Genomic DNA, 20,469 nt, shown 5'->3' with positions numbered 1-20,469 from the left:
TCCACCGTATCCCCGCGCCCCTCAGGCCGCGGATCCCGGTCCCGCCGCCGCGAGGAACTCCCGCAGGATCCGCTCCCCGGCCAGCACCCCCCGCTCCGCCAGCGCCTCGACCCGCGGGGCCGTCCAGCCGGTGTCGGCCAGTTCGCCGTGTCCCGGGCGCCAGCCGCGGTCCGCGGCCAGCAGCAGGTCCGCGTCCAGCAGCGAGTCCCCGGCGGCGAGGGTGAGCGTGGCACCGGTACGCCGGGCCACCTCGCGCACGGCCGCGCTCTTGGTGAGCGGACGCGGCACGGCGTAGATCTTGCGGCCCTGGAGCGACACCGTCCAGCCGCGGCTGTGCGCCCACGCGGTCACGTCCGCGAGCCACCGCTCGGGCAGCAGATCGCGCTCGACGACCAGGTAGACGAACAGGTCCTCGGCGACCCGCAGCCTGCGCAGCCAGGCCAGGTCCGCGGTGGCCTCGAGATGGGCCCGTACCTCGGCGAGCGGCGCGCACGCGTCGGCGATCCGGTCGAGCACCCCGGTGTGCCAGTCGAGGTCGGAGACCCCGTCGACGAGCAGATGGCCGCCGTTGGCGCAGACCGCGTACGCCGGGGTGGCGCCCGGCAGTTCGACGCGCTGGTACTGCGCGCGGGTACGGGTCGTCGCCGGTACGAACACGGCCCGCTCGGCGAGGCCGGTCAGCAGCTCGGCGGCGGTCTCGGTCAGATACGACAGCGGCGCGCCCTCGTACATCTCGACGCACAGCAGCCGGGGCGAACGGGCCGCCTCCGCCCGCACGGGAGCGTCCGGCGTGCTCAAGGCGAGCGCTGTGGCGGAGTAGATCAGGGTGCGGTCGAGATCGCTGGCGACCAGGACGGGGCTCATCCGGACACCACCGTGCCGTCGGCGCCGGTCGCGCCCCGGGTGTACCGGGGGTGGATCAACCCCACGCAGGTGTACGGGAGGTGCTCGACCTCCTCCACCGGTACGCCGCGCTGCTGGGCCAGCAGGCGGACATGGTCGAGGTCGGCGCCCGCCCCGGCCCGCGCCAGGACCTTCCAGGGCACCCGGCGCAGCAGCACCCGGGTGGTCTCGCCGACGCCCGGCTTGACGAGGTTCACGTCGTGGATGCCGTACTCCTCGCTGATGCGCTCCACCGCCGCCCAGCCCTCCCAGGTCGGGGTGCGGTCGGCCGCGAGCAGCTCCTTCACCCGGACGTCGGCCGCCTCCTCGACCTCGGTGAAGCGGGCGGAGACGGCGTCCAGGAAGGCGGCCGACACGTCCGTCCCGGCGAGTTCGCGGTAGAACTTCGCGCCGTGGAAGTCGTGCGGGCCGACCAGGTCCGCGCGCAGGACGGTCCGCGATATCAGCCCGGAGACCGTCGAGTTGAGGCAGGCGGAGGGGATCAGGAAGTCCTCCCTCGTGCCGTACGTCCGTACGCACGAGCCCGGGTCGGCGAGCACCGCGATCTCCGGGTCGAAGCCGGTGATGCCCTCGGCGTCCTCGAACCGCCGTATCGCATCGGCCAGTTCGCGGGTGATGGCGCCCTTGCCGGTCCAGCCGTCCACGAAGACGACATCGGCGGGGTCGTGGCGATCGGCCAGCCAGCGCAGGGCGTTGGCGTCGATGCCGCGGCCCCGGACGATCGACACCGCGTAGTGCGGCAGGTCGAGGCCGTGGCGGTGCGCGGCCCAGCGGCGCATCAGGACGCCGACCGGGGTACCGGCGCGGGCCAGCGAGACCAGGACGGGGCGGGGGGACCGTTCCGCGAGGACCGTCTCCGTGACCACGCCGACCGCCTGGGCGAGCCGGGCGGCCGAGGCGTCCAGCGCGCTGTGGAACAGCTCCTGGTACTGCTCGCTCGGCTGGTACTCCACCGGCAGCGACTCGGCGTAGTGCGCGCCGCCGTTCTGGATCGCCTCCTCGCGTTCCTCCGTCGGCGCCTCCAGGGTGACGTCCGAGAGGTCCTGGAGCAGCCAGCCGACCTCGTCGGGCGCGTAGGAGGAGAAGGCGGGGCCACGCAGGGGCTCGGGCAGCATCACGGATCTTTCGGGGACGTACGGGGGCTCGGGTACGTGACTGGGGACGACCGCGAGCAGGACGTGCGGGGTGTGGGCGGCGAGCCGGTCCAGCAGGCCGCCGGGGGCGTGCAGGGCGGGGGTGTCGGCCGTGGAGTCCACGACCGCGACGACTGCGTCGAAGCCCGCGTCCGCGACGTTGTAGGCGTAGCGCTCGCCGGGGCCGTCGGCCGGGTCGTCGTGGGCGGGGAAGACGATGCGGCTGCGGATCGCGTAGCCGGGGTCGTCGATCGCGAGGACCGGGGAGCGCGTGGTCGTGGAGTAGCGGACCTCGGCGGCCACCACCTGCTCCAGTTCCCGCGCGAGCCGGAGCGGGGCGTACATCAGCTCCTCGAAGCCGAGGACGAGGACGCGGCGGGCGTCCGCGGGCAGCGCCTCGGCGATCCGCGCGGTCATCGCCGGAAGCGCGCCCTCCAGCCGGGCGCGGTGCTCGGGGGTGAAGCCGTGCCGTCCGCCGTCGGGCAGGCCGCGGGGCCAGCCGAGCGACACGCGGGCGATCGTGCCGTGGGCCGCGCGCTCCGGGGGGGCGCTCTCGTACCGGGCGACCAGCTCGCGCCCCTTCTCCAGGACGCCCTCCGGCAGTCGTACGGTCCCGGTGGCCAGCGCCACCAGGTCGATCCGCGCGCCGATCTCCGCCGCGAACTCCGCCAGCCGCCCCTGGTCGGCCGCCGAGCGCAGGTCGACCAGCGTGACGACGACGTACCGCTTCCTCGGGTGGCGCGCGTGCAGATCGCGGATCGTGTTCTGGACCGTGTTGCCGGTGGAGAACTCGTCGTCCACCAGGACCAGCGGGCCGTCGCCCGCGAGCAGCGCCGGGTCCTGCGGCAGCAGCAGATGCGAGGTCGCGTGGGAGTGGGACTCCTCGAAGCCGCCCGCGCGCGCGACGCCCTCGACGGGGCGGCGGGTGGAGTGGAGGTAGGGGGCGCGGCCGAGGCCGTCCGCGACGGAGTGGCCGAGCGCGGTGGCCGTCTCCGCGTACCCGAGGACGATGGGCCGGTCCTCGCCCGGCTGCTCCGCGCCCAGCAGGTCCCGCACGCGGCGGCCGAGCGCGAACCCGTAGCCGTAGACCACGGAAGGAGACTGCGGGACGTGTTTGCCGAGCACATGGGAGACCAGCAGATGCGCCCGTTTGGGGTTGCGCCGCAGCGCGAGCCCGAGCATCTCGGTCAGCGTGCCGTCACCGGCCAGCTCCACTCCGAGCCGCTCGGCGACCCATGTCCCGGACCAGACCACGTTCCTCATCAGTTCCTTGTCACTACAGCGGTACGACCGGTCGGATTGCGACCGGCCGACTACGGCCTGTCGGTCACGGCCGTCGGTCAACGGCCAGTTGGTCAGTGGCCGGTTGATCAACGGCCGGTTGGCCAATGCCGGTTGATCAACGGCCAATTGATCACGGTCAGTTGATCACGGCCGGTCGGATACGTCCGGTCGGCTCGACCGGACGCGGCGGTCAGCGGGGCAGCCCGGCGGCCAGCAGTTCCACGAAGCCGATGTCCTCGTTCGCGACGCCGAAGACCTCGGCGCGCTGGAGGGTGCGCTCGGCCCACGCGCGGTGCGGCTTCACCTCGTTCATCTTGTTCGTGTACGCGGAGCGCAGCACGCCTCCGCCGAGGCGCTCGGGCCGCAGGATGTCCTGCGCGTCGCTGAACTCCTCATGGCTGACCACCGACAGCGCGTGCACGGGCATCACATGCGAGGGGTGGATACAGGTCTTGCCGAGCAGGCCGTTGGCGCGGTCGAGGGCGATCTCGCGCAGCAGCCCGTCCATGTCGTGCGCGATGAGCGACTCGCGCAGCTCCTCGACCTCGCCCTCCAGGAAAGGGCTGCGCCGCAACTGGGGCTTGAACATGCGCTCCTGGACCCGGAAGTACTCCCACACGGGCCCGGTCACCGTGAACCCGGTGCCGTCGGCACGGCCGAGGACGTTGACCACGTCGGCGATCACGGAGGCGACGATCTGGACGTCGTACGCGGTCATGTCGGGCGCCCGGCGCAGTCCGTAGGACGAGCAGAAGTCGGTGACGCCGAGCCGCAGCGCGAGGACGCGGTCGCGGTACTTGTCGACGACGCGGAAGACTCCGTCGAGCGTCTCCCGGCGGGACTCCAGATAGAGCAGGTCGGGCGACTCCAGGACGGGCATGGCGAACAGCCGCCGCCCGCAGGCCGCTTCGGCCTCCGTCAGCGCCTCCAGGAACGGGACGCCCCGCTCCTCGGTGAACTTCGGCAGCACGAACCCGGACAGCAGCCGGACGGCCGGTCCGAGCCGGGCGACCAGGTCGGGTATCTGCTCGGGGTAGCGGACGCGGACGAACAGCAGCGGCGGTTCGGCGTCCGGCGTCCCGGCGAGCGCGGTCAACTGCCGTACGAGGTTCTCCTCGGCCGCGGTGACGTCCGCGTCGCCTATGGAGTCCTCCAGACACAGCACCATGGAGACGACACCGCGGCTCGCCTGCTTGACCACGTCGTCGGCCAGGCGCGGCCGGGTGGCCGGGCTGTACAGGGTCGCGCCCAGGGCCGCCGCGAGGACGCCCGTGGGGGAATCGGCGGTGAAGACGGCCGGCTCCCGATGGAACAGGCGCTGCCGCTCCTCAGGGGCGACGTGCCCGAAATGACGCATGTAAATCCCCGTGTTGGTCTGCTGCCCGAAAATATGTGGCCGGTAATAGTACGTGGAACCCCCTGTCGGTAGTTCCCGTCGGGCATGAAGTTCAGATGACCGGGCCGTGTCGGAGGCGTGGTGCGGCCCTTCGGCGGCGCGCCGGGGCGCCCACCCCCACGTTGTCGTGACCAGGACCGAGAAGGCAGGATGACGGCATGACGCACGCGATGGTGAAAGGGTCGAACGTACCGCTGACGGCCATGGCGGTGCGGGCGGTGCTGCGGTGGGCTCCGGGTCAGGGCGCCTTGGAGGTCGACGCCTCGGCGCTGCTCCTCGGCCCCGACGGTCGTGTGCGCTCCGACGAGGACTTCGTCTTCTACAACCAGCCCCGGCATCCGTCCGGAACGGTCCGGCTGCTCGGCAAGAAGCGGGAGTCGGAGGGGCTGACCGACACGATCCAGACGGATCTGACGGGGGTCGAGGCCGAAGTGGGGCGGATCCTGCTGGTCGCCTCGGCGGACGACGTCACCTTCGACCATGTCCGGGCGCTGAGCATCCTGTTGTACGACGCGGCCGTCCCGGACGGGGAACCGCTGGCGTACTTCGACATCCGGCCGGAGACGGGCGCCGAGACGGCGTTGATCTGCGGGGAGCTGTACCGCCGGGGCGAGGGCTGGAAGTTCCGCGCGCTCGGCGAGGGGTACTCGAACGGGCTGAAGGGCCTCGCGAACGACTTCGGCATCTCGGTGGACGACGCGGAGCCCCCGTCGGCCGAGGGCGAGGCGGCCACGGTCGTGCGCGAGGTCTCGACGCCGCTGCCGCCGGAGCAGCCGGTGAACCAGCCGTCCGCATACGGCTATCCGCCGATGCCCGCGCAGCAGCCCGCGGCGATGGCCACGGCCCAGCCCGCGTACGGATACCCGCAGCCGGAGAGTCAGAGCCCGCCCGCGTACGCGCCCGCACCCCCGCAGACCGCGGCGACCGCACCGGCCTACGGCTACCCGCCGACCGCCGCGCCCGTACCGGACCCGGACTTCACCCTGCCGCCGCAGGGACCGCAGTTCATCGGCCGCTAGGCGCGAACGGCCCGCTCACGTCTTCGACTTGTAGCCCCGGCCCCACTGAAGTCCCCATCCGTACAGCCGGTCCAGTTCCGCCTGGAAGCCGTAGACGAACTTCACCTCGCGGCGGACGACCAGCTCGTCCTTGACCTTCTCGATCAGGACGACCGCGCAGGAACGGGCCTGCGGATGGCGTTCGTCGAGGCCGATCTCGATGCGCGGGCCACTGCTCGGGTACAGCGTGACGACGGCATGCGTACGGTCGAACGCGGGCGTCTGGTCGTAGATGTAGACGAAGACCAGCAGCCGCTTGAAGTCGTCCCGGTGGTCGAGATTGACGAAGATCGTCTCGCCGGTGCCGGAGCCGAACCGGTCGTCGCCGCTGAGCTTGATGTAGGGCGCCTCGTTGAGTTCGCCGAGGAAGTCGCCGAGCGGCTGCACCACGCCCTTCGAGCCGTCCTCCATCTCGTACATGACGCCGAGGTCGAGGTCGACGTTGACCATGCTCTGGGTGTGCGCCTGCACGACCTCCGGGGTGAACATCCGCAGCGGATGACGCAGCAGACTGCCCCGCGCGCCGCCGCTGCCGATGTCCGACGTCCGCATCCGCCACGACAGGTTGATGCGCAGATTGCCCGTCGCCGCGCCCTGTTTGGTGAGCGAGACGCGCTGGTTCCGCTTGGTCATCTCGATGGCGTTGGTCGCCGCGCTGCCCGAGTCGAAGTCCATCGTCTTCCCGCGCCACACGCCGTCCCACAAGCCCATGTCGGCCCCCTGCTTCTCCCGTTCGACAACCGCGGGGCGGTCACCGAGGACGAATCCTCGCGACCGCCCCGCTCAGAGGCTTCCTCTCCCCAGGGGTCGTCACACCCCGGACGAGACCTCAGTCCCCTCGTCCGAGGTCACCGCTTTTCCCTCCGCCTCGGCCAGCGCGCGGTTACGGCGGACCGAGGACCAGAAGGACCAGGCGATCAGGACGACACCGACGAGGCCGGTGATGACTTCGTGGATCTCGTACTGGATGGTGACGAGAAGGAGGACGGCGAGCGCGCCGATCGCGTAGTGCGCGCCGTGCTCCAGGTAGACGTAGTCGTCGAGGGTGCCCTGGCGGACCAGGTAGACCGTCAGCGAACGGACGTACATGGCGCCGATGCCGAGGCCGAGCGCCATCAGGACGATGTCGTTGGTGACGGCGAAGGCACCGATCACGCCGTCGAAGGAGAACGAGGCGTCCAGGACCTCCAGGTAGAGGAACATGAAGAACGCGGCCTTGCCGGCGAGCATCACCGCGGACGGCTTCTTGCCGGTCCGCTTGGCCTCTTCCTCTTCCTCGTGTTCGCGCTCCTCGTCTTCCTCGAGTCGGTTCTCGAAGAAGCCGGAGAGGCCGCCGACGACGAGATAGGTGATCAGACCGGCGATACCGGAGATCAGGACCGTCTGCGCCTTGTCGACATGGGCGCCGCCGTGCTGGTGGGCGTGGACCGCGAAGGTCATGGACGAGACCAGCAGGACGACCAGCGCGAGGCAGACCGACAGCATGTCGACCTTGCCGAGCTTGGCGAGCGGGCGCTCTATCCAGCGCAGCCACTGGATGTCCCGTTCCTCGAAGATGAAGTCAAGGAAGATCATCAGCAGGAACATTCCGCCGAATGCGGCGATCGCCGGGTGGGCGTCGGTGACGAGTTGCTGGTACTGGTCCTTGTCGGTCAAGGCCAGGTTGACCGCGTCGATCGGACTCTTCTTCGCCGTCACGGCGACGATCACGACGGGGAAGACCAGTCGCATACCGAAGACCGCGATCAGCACACCCACGGTGAGGAAGATCTTCTGCCAGAAGGCATTCATCTTCTTCAGGACCCCGGCGTTGACCACGGCGTTGTCGAAGGAGAGCGAGACCTCGAGCACGGAGAGGATCGCCACGATGCCGAAGGCGGTCCACCCCCCGTAGAGGACCGCTGCGGCCAGGCCGAGCGCGGTGACCGCGAACGACCAGCCGAAGGTTTTCAGAACCACTGGTTACCCAATCCGTGTGGTGGGGGTCCCCTCAAGCGGAGCCTGAGGGAGACCGTCCCCCGTATCGCCGTCCCCGGCTTTACGAAACATTGACTCCAAAGTCTAGAGCGATGCCGCGAAGTCCGGAGGCATAGCCTTGACCGACCGCGCGGAACTTCCATTCGTCGCCGTAGCGGTAGACCTCGCCGAAGATCATGGCCGTTTCCGAGGACGCGTCCTCGCTGAGGTCGTAACGCGCGAGTTCCTGACCGTCGGCCTGGTTGAGGACCCGGATGAAGGCATTGTTGACCTGCCCGAAGGTCTGGCCGCGCTCGTCCGCCTGGTGAATGGAGACCGGGAAGACGATCTTGTCGCACTGGGGCGGGACCTTGGCGAGATCGATCAGGATCGTCTCGTCGTCGCCCTCGCCCTCACCCGTGAGGTTGTCGCCGGTGTGCTCCACCGAGCCGTCGGGGCTCTTGAGTTGGTTGTAGAAGATGAACCATTCATCACCGAGGACCCGGCCGCCGCCGCACATCAGCGCGCTGGCGTCGAGGTCGAAGGGGGCTCCCGTGGTGGAGCGCGCGTCCCAGCCGAGGCCGATCATGACCTGTGTGAGGTTCGGTGCCGCCTTGGACAGAGAGACATTGCCTCCCTTGGCGAGCGTGACGCCCATGTTGCTGTCCTCCCCGAGCTACTGCGTCGTGTCGGGGACCACCAGGCCCCCGTGGTCCGGGGGCACTTGTGCGTGCCCCCGTGCGCCGGGGACGGCAGCCCCCGGCCGTGCCGGGGTCGGGCCCCGGCGGCCCCTGCGCGTCCGGCGCCGCCCCGTGAAGGTGCGGCGCCGGACGACGAGACGCTGTCGGCTCAGACGTTGACGCCGAAGTCCTGCGCGATACCGCGCAGTCCCGAGGCGTAACCCTGGCCGATGGCGCGGAACTTCCACTCCTCACCGTGGCGGTACAGCTCGCCGAAGACCATGGCGGTCTCCGTGGAGGCGTCCTCGCTGAGGTCGTAGCGGGCGATCTCCTGCTGGTTGGCCTGGTTCACGACGCGGATGAACGCGTTGCGCACCTGGCCGAAGGACTGCTGGCGGTTCTCGGCGTCGTAGATCGAGACCGGGAAGACGATCTTCTCGACGTCGCCCGGGACCGCCGCGAGGTTGACCTTGACGACCTCGTCGTCACCCTCGCCCTCACCCGTGAGGTTGTCGCCGGTGTGCTCCACCGAACCGTCCGGGCTCTTCAGGTTGTTGAAGAACACGAAGTTCTGGTCACTGCCGACCTTGCCCGTCGCGTTCAGCAGCAGGGCGCTGGCGTCGAGGTCGAAGTCCGTGCCGGTCGTGGTGCGCACGTCCCAGCCCAGACCGACCAGGACCGCGGTCAGGCCGGGGGCCTCCTTGGTCAGCGAAACGTTGCCGCCCTTGCTGAGGCTGACTCCCACGAGTCCTCCATTGATGTCCGGGGGCGGGGAGCCCCGTCGTGCGTTGGTATCGGATCAACGTCTCGATCCTACTGACGGGTTCCCGCACGCCGCAGGCGTTGGGAACGAACCGGTCACAGGGTGTCGAGCGCCTTGACGTACTCGTTCAGGTCACGGGCGTCCGGAAGGTCGTTGAGCACGCTCCAGCGCACGACGCCCTCCTTGTCGATGATGAAGGTCCCGCGCACCGCGCAGCCCTTGTCCTCGGCGAAGACGCCGTAGGCGCGCGAGGTCTCGCCGTGCGGCCAGAAGTCGGACAGCAGGGGGTACTCCAGCCCCTCCTGCTCGGCGAAGACGCGCAGGGAGTGGATCGAGTCGTTGGAGACGGCGAGCAACTGGGTGTCGTCGTTGACGAACGCCGGGAGGTTGTCGCGCAGCGCGCACAGCTCGCCGGTGCACACGCCGGTGAAGGCGAACGGGTAGAAGAGCAGCACCACGTTCTTGTGGCCGCGGAAGTCCGCGAGCCGCACGGTCGCGCCGTGGTTGTCCTTGAGTTCGAAGTCGGGGGCCTTGTCGCCGACCTGGATCGCCATGGTCCTGCATCCCTTCGGGTGGGACTGATTCGGGTGGGAACCACCCTACGCAGCGGCCACAGCAGCCCACCGGACGGGCTGATCACTGTCAGCCCGCCCGGTGGTCACGATGTTCTGCCAAGCGTCACCGCTTGGACTTCGCCGCCTTCGGCGTCACCAGCCGGGAGCCGCTCCAGTCCTTGCCCACGCTGACGCTCTTGGACGCGGACAGACCCGCCGTCGTCGAGGCTTCCGAGATCTCGCTCGGCTCCACGTAGCCCGTACGGCCGGTCTTCGGCGTCAGGAGCAGGATCGAGCCGCCTTCCTCGATGTACGTGGTGGCGTCCACCAGCGCATCCGTCAGGTCGCCGTCCTCGTCGCGGAACCACAGCACCACGGCATCGGCGACGTCGTCGTATTCCTCGTCGACGAGCTCGCTGCCGATGATCTCTTCAATGGCCTCGCGGAGCTCCTGGTCGACGTCGTCGTCGTAGCCGATCTCCTGGACCACCTGCTCGGGCTGGAACCCCAGCCTCGCGGCAGGGTTCGTCCGCTCCTCCGCGTGGTCCGCGGTCGCGCTCACGGGTTGCCTCCTGATCATGTCTTGGATGGGGATATCCCCCCTCGTTCCTTCCGAACGCGGGGGAATCTCAGCCACGCGCGTACGCGAAGCATTGGCCGTAGTCCACACGGGCGGGGCGGATCGCGCAAGTACCCGGCCGTTCAGACCGCCAAAACGGTGACGATCCTGGCCGTGTCGCCGCAACTCCAGGCACCGTATCGCGCCCCAGGGTGATGCACACCACACCGTTCTGCCCGATTTGCGTATTTCGGAACCCTCTGGTCATGCGAGAACCGAACGACTTTGCGGAACACGTCACAGCCTGAGCGTATCGTTGCGTTTTGGTCCGGCCCGCCCCGGAGGCCATGGGCCCGGCGGGTTACTTCACAGTAGAGATGACGTTTGCTCCCCCTGGGTACACGATGGGAGCGGCGCAGGCACATGACCAAGGCACACGGACAGTGGCCAGTGGCCCTCTGACAGGTAAGGAACAGCGTGGCTTCCGGATCCGATCGCAATCCGATCATCATTGGCGGCCTTCCGAGTCAGGTTCCTGACTTCGATCCCGAGGAAACCAAGGAGTGGCTCGACTCCCTCGACGCCGCTGTGGACGAGCGCGGCCGGGAGCGGGCCCGCTATCTGATGCTCCGTCTGATCGAGCGCGCGCGCGAGAAGCGCGTGGCCGTGCCCGAGATGCGCAGCACGGACTACGTCAACACCATCGCGACCCGGGACGAGCCGTTCTTCCCCGGCAACGAGGAGATCGAGCGCAAGATCCTCAACGCCACCCGGTGGAACGCCGCCGTCATGGTCTCCCGGGCCCAGCGGCCCGGCATCGGCGTCGGCGGCCACATCGCGACCTTCGCCTCCTCCGCCTCGCTGTACGACGTGGGCTTCAACCACTTCTTCCGCGGCAAGGACGAGGGCGACGGCGGCGACCAGGTCTTCTTCCAGGGGCACGCCTCCCCCGGTATCTACGCGCGCGCGTTCCTTCTCGACCGCCTCGGCGAGCGGCATCTGGACGGCTTCCGCCAGGAGAAGTCCAAGGCGCCCTACGGCCTCTCCAGCTACCCCCACCCGCGCTCCATGCCGGACTTCTGGGAGTTCCCGACGGTCTCCATGGGCCTCGGCCCGATCGGCGCGATCTACCAGGCCCGGATGAACCGCTATATGGAGGCGCGCGGGATCGCGGACACCTCCCGGTCCCAGGTCTGGGCGTTCCTCGGCGACGGCGAGATGGACGAGCCCGAGTCGCTCGGGCAGCTCACCCTCGCCGCCCGTGAGGGGCTGGACAACCTGACCTTCGTGGTCAACTGCAACCTCCAGCGCCTGGACGGCCCGGTCCGCGGCAATGGCAAGATCATCCAGGAGCTGGAGTCGGTCTTCCGCGGCGCCGGCTGGAACGTGATCAAGCTGATCTGGGACCGCTCCTGGGACCCGCTGCTGGCGCAGGACCGGGACGGGATCCTGGTCAACAAGATGAACATCACGCCGGACGGCCAGTTCCAGACGTACGCGACCGAGTCCGGTGGCTACATCCGCGACCACTTCTTCGGTGACGACCACCGGCTGCGCGCGATGGTCGAGGACATGACCGACGACCAGATCCTGCACCTGGGCCGCGGCGGTCACGACCACCGGAAGATCTTCGCGGCGTTCTCGGCGGCCAAGGCGCACAAGGGCCAGCCGACGGTGATCCTGGCCAAGACGGTCAAGGGCTGGACCCTCGGGCCCAATTTCGAGGGCCGCAACGCGACGCACCAGATGAAGAAGCTGACGGTCTCCGACCTCAAGCACTTCCGCGACCGGCTGCATCTGCCGATCTCCGACAAGGAGCTGGAGTCGGGCCTGCCGCCCTACTACCACCCGGGCCGGGACTCGGAGGAGATCCAGTACATGCACGACCGCCGCCATGCGCTCGGCGGGTACGTCCCGACGCGCGTCGTGCGGTCCACGTCGCTGCGGCTGCCGGACGACGCGCCGTACGCGGGCGTGAAGAAGGGCACGGGTCAGCAGTCGATCGCCACGACCATGGCCTTCGTGCGGCTGCTGAAGGACCTGCTGCGGGACAAGGAGATCGGCAAGCGGTTCGTGCTGATCGCGCCCGACGAGTACCGCACCTTCGGCATGGACTCGTTCTTCCCGAGCGCCAAGATCTACAACCCGCTCGGCCAGCAGTACGAGGCCGTGGACCGTGAGCTGCTGCTCGCGTACAAGGAGTCGCCCACCGGCCAGATGCTGCACGACGGCATCTCCGAGGCGGGCTGCACGGCGTCGCTGATGGCGGCGGGTTCGGCGTACGCCACGCACGGCGAGCCGCTCATCCCGGTGTACGTCTTCTACTCGATGTTCGGCTTCCAGCGCACGGGCGACCAGTTCTGGCAGATGGCCGACCAACTCGCGCGCGGCTTCGTGCTGGGCGCGACCGCCGGTCGTACGACGCTGACCGGCGAGGGCCTTCAGCACGCGGACGGCCAGTCGCAGTTGCTGGCCTCGACCAACCCGGCGTGCGTGGCGTACGACCCGGCGTACGGCTACGAGATCGCGCACATCGTGCAGGACGGTCTGCGCCGGATGTACGGCTCCTCGGCCGAACACCCGCACGGCGAGGACGTGTTCTACTACCTCACCGTCTACAACGAGCCGATCCGGCACCCCGCCGAGCCGGCGGACGTGGACGTCGAGGGCATCCTCAAGGGCGTCCACCGCATCAGCGAGGGCACGGCGGGTGCCGTACCGGCGCAGATCATGGCCTCCGGGGTGGCGGTTCCCTGGGCGCTCGAAGCGCAGCGGATCCTCGCCGAGGAGTGGGACGTACGGGCCGACGTCTGGTCCGCGACGTCCTGGAACGAGCTGCGGCGCGAGGCCGTCGAGGTCGAGCGGCACAACCTGCTGCATCCGGAGGAGGAGCAGCGGGTGCCGTATGTGACGCGGAAGCTGAGCGGGGCCGAGGGTCCGTTCGTGGCCGTGTCCGACTGGATGCGCTCGGTTCCGGACCAGATCGCGCGCTGGGTGCCGGGGGCCTATCAGTCCCTGGGCGCGGACGGCTTCGGCTTCGCGGACACGCGTGGCGCGGCGCGCCGCTTCTTCCACATCGACGCGCAGTCGATCGTGGTCGCGGTGCTCAGCGAGCTGGCCAAGGCGGGGCGGGTCGACCGCTCGGTGCTGAAGCAGGCCATAGACCACTACCGGCTGCTCGATGTGAACGCGGCCGACCCGGGCGCGGCGGGCGGCGACGCGTAACGCCTCGCAGGACCGGACGGTGAAGGGCGGCGGAGCATCGTGCTCCGCCGCCCTTCGGCATGCCGGTGTGGGGGATCTGCCCGCGCGCTGCCCCCCTCCGGCAGCGCGCACAGTCCGGCCGTCCTCCGGTGTGCGGCGGTGCCGTGCGAAGGACGTGGCCCACTGTTGCCTGCGGCGCGCGTGGGAGGGGAGGGATCTTGAGCGTGTTCACTCTGACGGGTGACGTCAGATATGCCCGGCGCCCGCGCCGCCCGCCTCCGCGTTCGCGCCTCGCTTGGTGAGCAGCGCGACCAGGACCGCGACCGCCGCGACCCCGGCGGCGACCAGGCAGGCCAGGCTCATCCCGGAGATGAACGTGTCGTGCGCGACCTTCGTGATGGCCTCGGCGATCGGGGCCGGGGTGCCCTTCGGTACCGGGGCGACACCCACCTGGACCGCCTCGGAGACCTTGTCGAGCTGTCCTGGGCCGAACGGCGGCAGCTTGGCGTCGGCCCAGTTGCCCGGGAGGTCGCTGTCGACGCGGGAGGCCATCACCGCGCCCAGGACCGCCGTGCCGAGGCTGCCGCCGATCTGCATCGCGGCCTGCTGGAGCCCGCCCGCGACACCGGACAGCTCCATCGGCGCGTTGCCCACGATGACCTCGGTGGCGCCGACCATCACGGGGGCGAGGCCGAGGCCGAGCAGGGCGAACCAGAGCGACATGGTGGGACTGCCCGTGTCCGTGTCCAGCTTCGACATGCCGAACATGGCGACCGCGGTGAGGACCATGCCGCCGGCCAGCGGGATCCGCGGGCCCGCCTTGGTGATCACGGCGCCCGCGAGCGGGGAGCCGACGATCATCATGCCGGTCAGCGGCAGCAGGTGCAGACCCGCCTTGACCGGGCTCATCCCATGGACGTTCTGCAGATAGAAGGTCACGAAGAACAGGCCGCCCATGAAGGCGATGGCCATGAGGACCATCAGCACGACACCCGCCGACAGCGGCACCGAGCGGAACAGCCCGAGCGGGATCAGCGGTTCCTTCACCTTCGTCTCCCAGAAGGAGAAGCCGACGAAGGCCAGGACGGACACCCCGATGAACAGCCAGGTCTTGCCGTCGCCCCAGCCCCAGGTCGGGGCCTTGATGAGCGCCCAGACGAGGCAGAACATGGCGGCCGACAGCAGCGCGATGCCGGCCAGGTCGAAGGAGCGCGGGGCGTTCTCGGCGCGGTGGTCGGTGAGGATCACCAGGCCGAGGACGAGCGCGAGCACACCGACCGGCACGTTGATGAAGAAGACGGACTGCCAGCTCACGTGCTGGACGAGCAGACCACCGAGGATCGGGCCGCCCGCGGTGGAGGCACCGATGACCATGCCCCAGATGCCGATCGCCATGTTCAGCTTCTCGGCCGGGAAGCTGGCCCGCAGCAGACCGAGCGCGGCCGGCATCAGCAGCGCGCCGAACAGCCCCTGGAAGACCCGGAAGGTCACCACGAGGGCGATGCTGTGGGACAGGCCGATGGCGCCGGAGGCGGCGGCGAAGCCGACCACGCCGATCAGGAAGGTCTGCCGGTGGCCGAAGCGGTCACCGAGCTTGCCCGCGGTGATCAGCGTGACCGCGAGGGCGAGGAAGTACGCGTTGGTGATCCACTGGACGTCGGCGAAGCTGGCGCCGAGGTCCTTGGCGATGGCCGGGTTGGCGATGGCCACGATGGTGCCGTCGAGGGCGACCATCATCACGCCGATGGCCACCGAGACGAGGGTGAACCACGGATGCCCGCGCAGTCCGCGCCCCGGCGCTGTATCGAGCGGGGCCGCCGACGTCCTGGACGCCCCGTCCCCCGGTTCCGTCGCGTCGACGGTGGTCTGACTAGTCATGCGTTCGAGGCTAGTGACAGTGTCTGACATTTGACAAACACATTCAGGAGTCGGTAGCTGTCACGACTCTGCCCGATAGGCTGAACTGGGCGAATGGAGGAAGAGGAACCATGGTGACCGTGTCGCGGCCGGGGCTGCGTGAGCGCAAGAAGCAGCGCACCCGGGACGCGTTGCTGCACGCCGCCCTGGAACTGTTCCTCGCGCAAGGGTACGAGCGCACGACGGTCGACGAGATCGCCGAGGCCGTGGATGTCTCGCAGCGCACGTTCTTCCGCTACTTCGCCGGCAAGGAGGAGGCCGTCTTCTTCGCCCAGTCGGTCACGGAAGCGCAGTTCCTCGACGCCGTACGCCAACGCCCGCCCCACGAGGCACCGTTGGAGGCGCTGCGCCAGGCGGTCCTGGAGGTCTGGGACGCGCTCGGCGAGGTCGTCGGGCAGCTCCTCCCGCCCGAACTGCACCTGCGCGTCTGCCGGTTGATCGAATCGACCCCGGCGCTGCTCGCCACCCAACTGCGCCGCTCGGCGGAGCTGGAGGAGCGGCTCGCCGAGGTGATCGCCGAGCGCGAGGGGCTCGACCTGGACAAGGACCCGCGACCGCGCGTCGCGGTGGCCGTGTTCTGCGGCGTACTGCGCGTCACGAAACGCCTGTGGAGCTGCGGCGACGACAACAGCCCCGCCTCGATGCGCGAGCTGACCGCCTGCCATCTCGACGCGGTGCGGCCCGCGCTGGCGGAGAAGTGGCGGACCGGCTGAGCGGCGGGTGACACGTGCGGGCACAAGCCGCATCGGAATTGCCGCAATTGGCGCACGCGAAACGTGATATCAGTCACTCGGTTAACGCGAGACACTCTCGTTCTCCTAGTGTGTCCTTCCAGTGACTTCCTTCGACAGCTCCCCACAACTCAACGTCTGGCGCGCGCTGCTCGCGGTCGGCGTCGTCTTCGTGATGCTCGCCACTACCGGCTGGACCGCTGTGCACAGCCACCGCGGCGAAAGCCCCCTCCAGGCGTCGCGCTCCGCGTGGGAGCACGGAGTGATCGCCGGACACCGGCTGCCGTCCCCGGACGCGAGCCCGCCCCGGCTCGCCCACTTCTTCGCCTCGCTCAGCGCCCCGCAGCGCTCCCGGCTGGCCCACCGCTACCCGCTCGCGGTCGGCAACATGAACGGGGCGCCCGTAGAGCTGCGCTACGAGGCCAACCGCGTCGCCCTCGGTCAGCAGCGCGAGGTCGAGCGCGCCCGCACGCACGACGACCGGCTCTCGCCCGTCGGCCAGCAGGAGGCGGACCGCCGGATGCAGCGCTTCCAGGCGCTGATGCGGAGCCACCGGCAGATCCTCGCCTTCGACCCGGAGGGCACGGGACGCGTCGCCGAGGTCTTCGGGAACCTGGACCGGGCCCAGCGGATCTCGGTCGTCGTCCCCGGGGTGGACACCGACGTGCTCACCTTCCAGCGCACCTTCCGCCCGTACTCGGCGCCGGTCGGCATGGCCCGGTCGCTGTACCGGGCCGAGCACGCGGCGAGCCCGGGGACCCGTACGGCCGTGATCGCCTGGGCCGACTACACCGCGCCCGGCGGGCTCGGCATGGAGGCGGCCACGGCGATGCGCGCCGAGGAGGGTGCCGTACGGCTCGACGCCCTGGTGCGCGCCCTGCCCGGCCGCGCGCCGGTCCAGCTCTACTGCCACAGCTACGGCTCGGTGCTGTGCGGGGTCGCCGCGCACCGGCTGCCCGCGCGGGTGTCCGACATCGCGGTGGCGGGCAGCCCCGGCATGCGCAGCCAGAGCGCCGCCGGGCTGCGCACCACGGCCCGCGTGTGGGCCATGCGGGACGCCGACGACTGGATCCAGGACGTGCCGTATCTGGAGGTCGGGGGCCTCGGCCACGGCGCCGACCCGGTCTCCGGCGGCTTCGGGGCGCGGGTGATGTCGGCGCGGGGGGCGAAGGGGCACGCCGGGTACTTCGTGCCGGGCACCACGAGCCTGCACAACTTCGCCGCGATCGGCACGGGCACGTACCAGGCCGTACGGTGCCTGGGCGACGGCGACGCCTGCCGGGCCGCGCTGCCCGGCGCGGCGCGGGCCTGACGCGGAGCACGGCGTCGACCCGACGCGCGTAGAAGACCCCTCATCACGGTCTGTCCAGGGAGGCGACGGAAGAGCACGTGCCGCATACGATGAGCCGCATGGGTGACGTACTGGCCGGATTTCATGCCGCCTGGGAGTTCGAGTCCGACTCCGTGCTCATCCGCTTCGAACGGGGAATCCGCACGCCGAGGCTGTTCCAGGCACTCGGTGAACGCCGTGTCCCGCTGGAGGCGATCACGGAGGTGACAGTGAGTGCCGGAAGGCGCGGAACGGTCGTTCTGCACGCGCGGCCACGGCCCGGTGCCGACCCGCTGATGGAGGCGGCGGACGGACAGCTCAAGGAGTCCGACGACCCCTACCGGCTGGTCCTGCCCGCCGACCGCGAACGCCTCGCCGAGTACTACGCGAGCGAACTGCGCCTCCTACTCGGCGACGACACCCCCGCGGAGCGGTTCCTGGTCGCGCCGCCCGAGGCGCCGATGCAGTTCAAGGCCTACGACGGGAAGGCGTCCTTCGACGGCAAGGCGGTGGCCTTCCGGTGGTCCTCGACGGGCGCGTCCTCCGCCAAGTGGAAGGTCGGCGACCAGAACTTCCCGGTCGCCGACCTGGGCGGGGTCCAGTGGCGCTCCCCGCGGGGCGTCGAGGGCCATCTGCGGCTGCTGCGGCGTGAGCCCGCCTGCGGCGCCCGGCCGGCCCCGCCGGACCAGGATCCGGCCGCCGTCGTCTTCGGGCTCGGGTACGGGTCGGTCCACGAGTCGTTGCCGTTCGCCGCGGCGGTGCTGGCCGCGGTGCGCCCCACCGGTCCCGCGCCCGCCGTGCCCGCCCCGGTCACGGTGCCCGCGCCCCGCCGGGACCCGGCGGACATCGCCGAGCGGATCCGGCATCTCGGGGAGCTGCACGAGGCGGGGCTGGTCACGGACGAGGAGTTCGCGTCGAAGAAGGCGGAGCTGCTGGCGGAGCTGTAGCTCCGGCCCCTCGGGAGCCCTACTCCCGCCCGGCGGACGTCATCGACATGTTCGGGTAGCGGTCGCCCGACACCCGCGCGGCGATCGGCTCCAGCAGCGCCAGTTCGTCCTCGGTGAGCACGATCCGCGTCGCCGCCGTGTTCTCCTCCACCCGCGCCCGCTTGGTCGTCCCCGGGATCGGCACGACGGTGAGGCCGTGCACCGCGGCCCGCTGCTGCGCCCAGGCCAGCGCGATCTGGCCCAGCGAGGCGTCATGGGCCTGCGCGACGGTCCGCACCGGCTCCAGCAGGGCCGCGTTGGCCGCCGCGTTCTCCCCCGTGAAGCGGGGCATCGTACGGCGGAAGTCCTGGTCCGTGAGGTCCGCCTCGGCGTTCGCGAAGGAGCCGGTGAGGAAGCCGCGGCCGAGCGGCGAGTACGGCACCAGAGCCACGCCCAGCTCCCGGGCGGCGGGCACCACACGCGCCTCGATGTCCCGGCTGAACAGCGACCACTCCGACTGCACGGCGGCGATCGGATACACCGCCCGCGCGGCCCGCAGCTCGTCCGCCGTGACCTCGCTCAGGCCCAGATGCTTCACCTTGCCCTCGCGCACCAGCTCGGCCATGGTCCCGACGCTGTCCTCGATCGGGACGCGCACATCGCGCCGGTGCATGTAGTAGAGGTCGATCACGTCCACGCCGAGGCGCCGCAGGCTCGCCTCGACGCACCGGCGGATGTAGGGCGGGTCGTTACGGATGATCCGCTTGTTCGGGTCGGTCGGGTCCGTCGACAGCGCGAACTTCGTCGCGATGACCACCTCGTCCCGGTGCGCCCGGAAGAACGGCGAGAGGAACGTCTCGTTCTCCCCCGCGCCGTACATGTCCGCCGTGTCGAAGAGCGTGACGCCCCGTTCCAGCGCCCGCTCCAGCGCGGCGCGGGAGGACTCGGCGTCGGCGGGGCCGTAGGCGAAGCTCATGCCCATGCAGCCGAGGCCCTGCACACCGACCTCGGGGCCGCTCTCGCCGAGCCGTACCGTCGCGATCCTGCTGTCGTTCATCGGGTGGCCGTCCTCTCCGTCTCGCAGCGGCATCCCGCCTCCGCGTAGAAGCTGATCTTGCGGTCCAGTACCGCGAGCGTGTCCTGAAGTTCGCCGACCCGGGCCAGGACGTCCCTCCGGGTGGCCTCGAGAAGTTCGCGCCGCGCGCCGTACGTGCTCTCGCCCTCGCGCAGCAGCTCCGCGTACCGGACCATGTCGGCGACCGGCATCCCGGTCATCCGGAGCTTGCCGACGAAGTCGAGCCAGTTCAGGTCGGCGTCGGTGTAGCGGCGCTGACCGGTGTGGGAGCGGTCGATGTGCGGCATCAGCCCGATCCGCTCGTACCAGCGCAGGGTGTGCGCCGTCAGCCCGGTGCGGGCGGCGACCTCGCTGATCGTGTAGCGGTCCTGCCCGTCGGGGCGCGGCTGCGGGCGGGGCGGGGCAGGGGTCTGCGTCACCGTCATGGCCCCCACGCTAGGAGGTTGGAGTGCACTCGAAGCAAGCGGGACGGGGAGGAATCGGCGAGCCCCTGCCGGGCGGGCCGATTAGCGTGGCGGTCATGAGTCTCGTACGACGGGCCGTGCCCGAGGACGCCGAAGAAGTGCTGCGCCTGCGCCAGGTGATGCTGGACTCCGTCTACGCCGCGGGCTCCACCGAGTGGCAGGCGGAGTCCCTGCCGACCATCCGCCACCGGCTCGCCGTTCCGGACGACGGCTTCGCGGCGTTCGTGGTCGACCATCCGCAGCGGCTGGGCGCGCTGGCGGCGCTGGCGGCCGGGACGGTCGAGTACCGGATCGGCCGCAAGGGCAATCCGCACGGGCGGGTGGGGCATGTCTTCAGCGTCGCGACCGACCCCGGCACGCGTCGCCGGGGGTACGCCCGCGCCTGTATGGAGACCCTGCTGGACTGGTTCCGGGAGCAGGACGTACGACAGGTCGGTCTGAACGCGTCCGCCGAGGCCGAGCCGCTGTACGCGTCGCTGGGCTTCGTCCGCAAGCCGGACCCCTCGATGCGGCTGGAGCTGTGAGCCGCATAGGCT

Annotated in this window: 18 protein-coding genes; 6 read left to right on the top strand and 12 right to left on the bottom strand. The window is 70.3% G+C overall.

All coding sequences use genetic code 11. The features are described 5' to 3' along the window. Positions 1–21: 21 nt before the first annotated feature. The 3 genes from ACZ60T_RS14305 to ACZ60T_RS14295 form a co-directional block, all read right to left on the bottom strand. Positions 22–864, bottom strand: a complete 843-nt coding sequence (locus ACZ60T_RS14305; RefSeq protein WP_469666141.1) for an HAD family hydrolase — start codon at positions 862–864, stop codon at positions 22–24. Next, positions 861–3,299, bottom strand: coding sequence for a phosphoribosyltransferase (locus ACZ60T_RS14300; RefSeq protein WP_469666140.1), 2,439 nt, complete (start codon positions 3,297–3,299; stop codon positions 861–863). Before ACZ60T_RS14300 ends, ACZ60T_RS14305 begins: the two co-directional genes overlap by 4 nt. A gap of 211 nt (positions 3,300–3,510) precedes the next feature. After that, complete coding sequence (locus tag ACZ60T_RS14295) at positions 3,511–4,677, bottom strand: HpcH/HpaI aldolase/citrate lyase family protein (RefSeq protein WP_469666139.1); 1,167 nt, start codon at positions 4,675–4,677, stop codon at positions 3,511–3,513. A 197-nt stretch (positions 4,678–4,874) separates the two neighbouring features. On the opposite strand from ACZ60T_RS14295, the gene ACZ60T_RS14290 reads away from it, so the two are divergent. Beyond that, positions 4,875–5,735, top strand: coding sequence for a TerD family protein (locus tag ACZ60T_RS14290; RefSeq protein WP_469666138.1), 861 nt, complete (start codon positions 4,875–4,877; stop codon positions 5,733–5,735). A 15-nt stretch (positions 5,736–5,750) separates the two neighbouring features. Here the strand turns inward: ACZ60T_RS14290 and ACZ60T_RS14285 are convergent, their stop codons facing one another. The 6 genes from ACZ60T_RS14285 to ACZ60T_RS14260 form a co-directional block, all read right to left on the bottom strand. Further along, positions 5,751–6,485 carry a TerD family protein gene (locus ACZ60T_RS14285; RefSeq protein WP_365619592.1) on the bottom strand — a complete coding sequence of 245 codons (735 nt, stop codon included), beginning with the start codon at positions 6,483–6,485 and terminating at the stop codon, positions 5,751–5,753. Between the two features lie 99 nt (positions 6,486–6,584). Further along, entirely contained in the window at positions 6,585–7,733 is a 1,149-nt protein-coding gene (locus ACZ60T_RS14280; protein WP_469666136.1) for a DUF475 domain-containing protein, read from the bottom strand. 79 nt (positions 7,734–7,812) lie between these two features. Next, the gene (locus tag ACZ60T_RS14275) at positions 7,813–8,388 is read right to left on the bottom strand and encodes a TerD family protein (RefSeq protein WP_469666135.1); all 576 of its coding nucleotides are present in this window, start codon (positions 8,386–8,388) and stop codon (positions 7,813–7,815) included. Between the two features lie 191 nt (positions 8,389–8,579). Next, a complete protein-coding gene (locus ACZ60T_RS14270) occupies positions 8,580–9,155 on the bottom strand; it encodes a TerD family protein (RefSeq protein ID WP_365619584.1) in 576 nt (191 codons plus the stop codon). A 113-nt stretch (positions 9,156–9,268) separates the two neighbouring features. Continuing rightward, the gene (locus ACZ60T_RS14265; protein ID WP_365619581.1) at positions 9,269–9,727 is read right to left on the bottom strand and encodes a peroxiredoxin; all 459 of its coding nucleotides are present in this window, start codon (positions 9,725–9,727) and stop codon (positions 9,269–9,271) included. A 124-nt stretch (positions 9,728–9,851) separates the two neighbouring features. Next, entirely contained in the window at positions 9,852–10,289 is a 438-nt protein-coding gene (locus tag ACZ60T_RS14260; RefSeq protein ID WP_365619578.1) for a DUF3052 domain-containing protein, read from the bottom strand. Between the two features lie 474 nt (positions 10,290–10,763). On the opposite strand from ACZ60T_RS14260, the gene aceE reads away from it, so the two are divergent. After that, positions 10,764–13,511 carry a pyruvate dehydrogenase (acetyl-transferring), homodimeric type gene (aceE, locus tag ACZ60T_RS14255; protein ID WP_469666133.1) on the top strand — a complete coding sequence of 916 codons (2,748 nt, stop codon included), beginning with the start codon at positions 10,764–10,766 and terminating at the stop codon, positions 13,509–13,511. Positions 13,512–13,736: 225 nt separating this feature from the next. Here aceE and ACZ60T_RS14250 read toward each other — a convergent pair whose 3' ends face one another. Then, entirely contained in the window at positions 13,737–15,368 is a 1,632-nt protein-coding gene (locus ACZ60T_RS14250; protein ID WP_469666132.1) for an MFS transporter, read from the bottom strand. Positions 15,369–15,478: 110 nt separating this feature from the next. On the opposite strand from ACZ60T_RS14250, the gene ACZ60T_RS14245 reads away from it, so the two are divergent. The 3 genes from ACZ60T_RS14245 (at position 15,479) to ACZ60T_RS14235 (ending at position 18,415) form a co-directional block, all read left to right on the top strand. Beyond that, entirely contained in the window at positions 15,479–16,120 is a 642-nt protein-coding gene (locus tag ACZ60T_RS14245) for a TetR family transcriptional regulator (protein ID WP_469666131.1), read from the top strand. Between the two features lie 121 nt (positions 16,121–16,241). Continuing rightward, entirely contained in the window at positions 16,242–17,450 is a 1,209-nt protein-coding gene (locus tag ACZ60T_RS14240) for an alpha/beta hydrolase (protein WP_469666129.1), read from the top strand. A 98-nt stretch (positions 17,451–17,548) separates the two neighbouring features. After that, positions 17,549–18,415 carry a DUF4429 domain-containing protein gene (locus tag ACZ60T_RS14235; RefSeq protein ID WP_469666127.1) on the top strand — a complete coding sequence of 289 codons (867 nt, stop codon included), beginning with the start codon at positions 17,549–17,551 and terminating at the stop codon, positions 18,413–18,415. Positions 18,416–18,434: 19 nt separating this feature from the next. On the opposite strand, the gene ACZ60T_RS14230 is transcribed toward ACZ60T_RS14235, so the two are convergent. Both ACZ60T_RS14230 and ACZ60T_RS14225 read right to left on the bottom strand, forming a co-directional pair. After that, positions 18,435–19,451, bottom strand: coding sequence for an aldo/keto reductase (locus ACZ60T_RS14230; protein ID WP_469666126.1), 1,017 nt, complete (start codon positions 19,449–19,451; stop codon positions 18,435–18,437). Next, positions 19,448–19,894 carry a MerR family transcriptional regulator gene (locus ACZ60T_RS14225; protein ID WP_469666125.1) on the bottom strand — a complete coding sequence of 149 codons (447 nt, stop codon included), beginning with the start codon at positions 19,892–19,894 and terminating at the stop codon, positions 19,448–19,450. The genes ACZ60T_RS14230 and ACZ60T_RS14225 overlap by 4 nt, the downstream gene beginning before the upstream one ends. A 95-nt stretch (positions 19,895–19,989) precedes the next feature. On the opposite strand from ACZ60T_RS14225, the gene ACZ60T_RS14220 reads away from it, so the two are divergent. Beyond that, positions 19,990–20,457, top strand: a complete 468-nt coding sequence (locus tag ACZ60T_RS14220) for a GNAT family N-acetyltransferase (RefSeq protein WP_469666124.1) — start codon at positions 19,990–19,992, stop codon at positions 20,455–20,457. Positions 20,458–20,469: the final 12 nt, after the last annotated feature.

The organism is Streptomyces sp. NPDC104371 (assembly GCF_055583785.1).
Note: the sequence above shows the minus strand (reverse complement) of the source record. Positions and strands in the feature narration are given on the sequence as shown.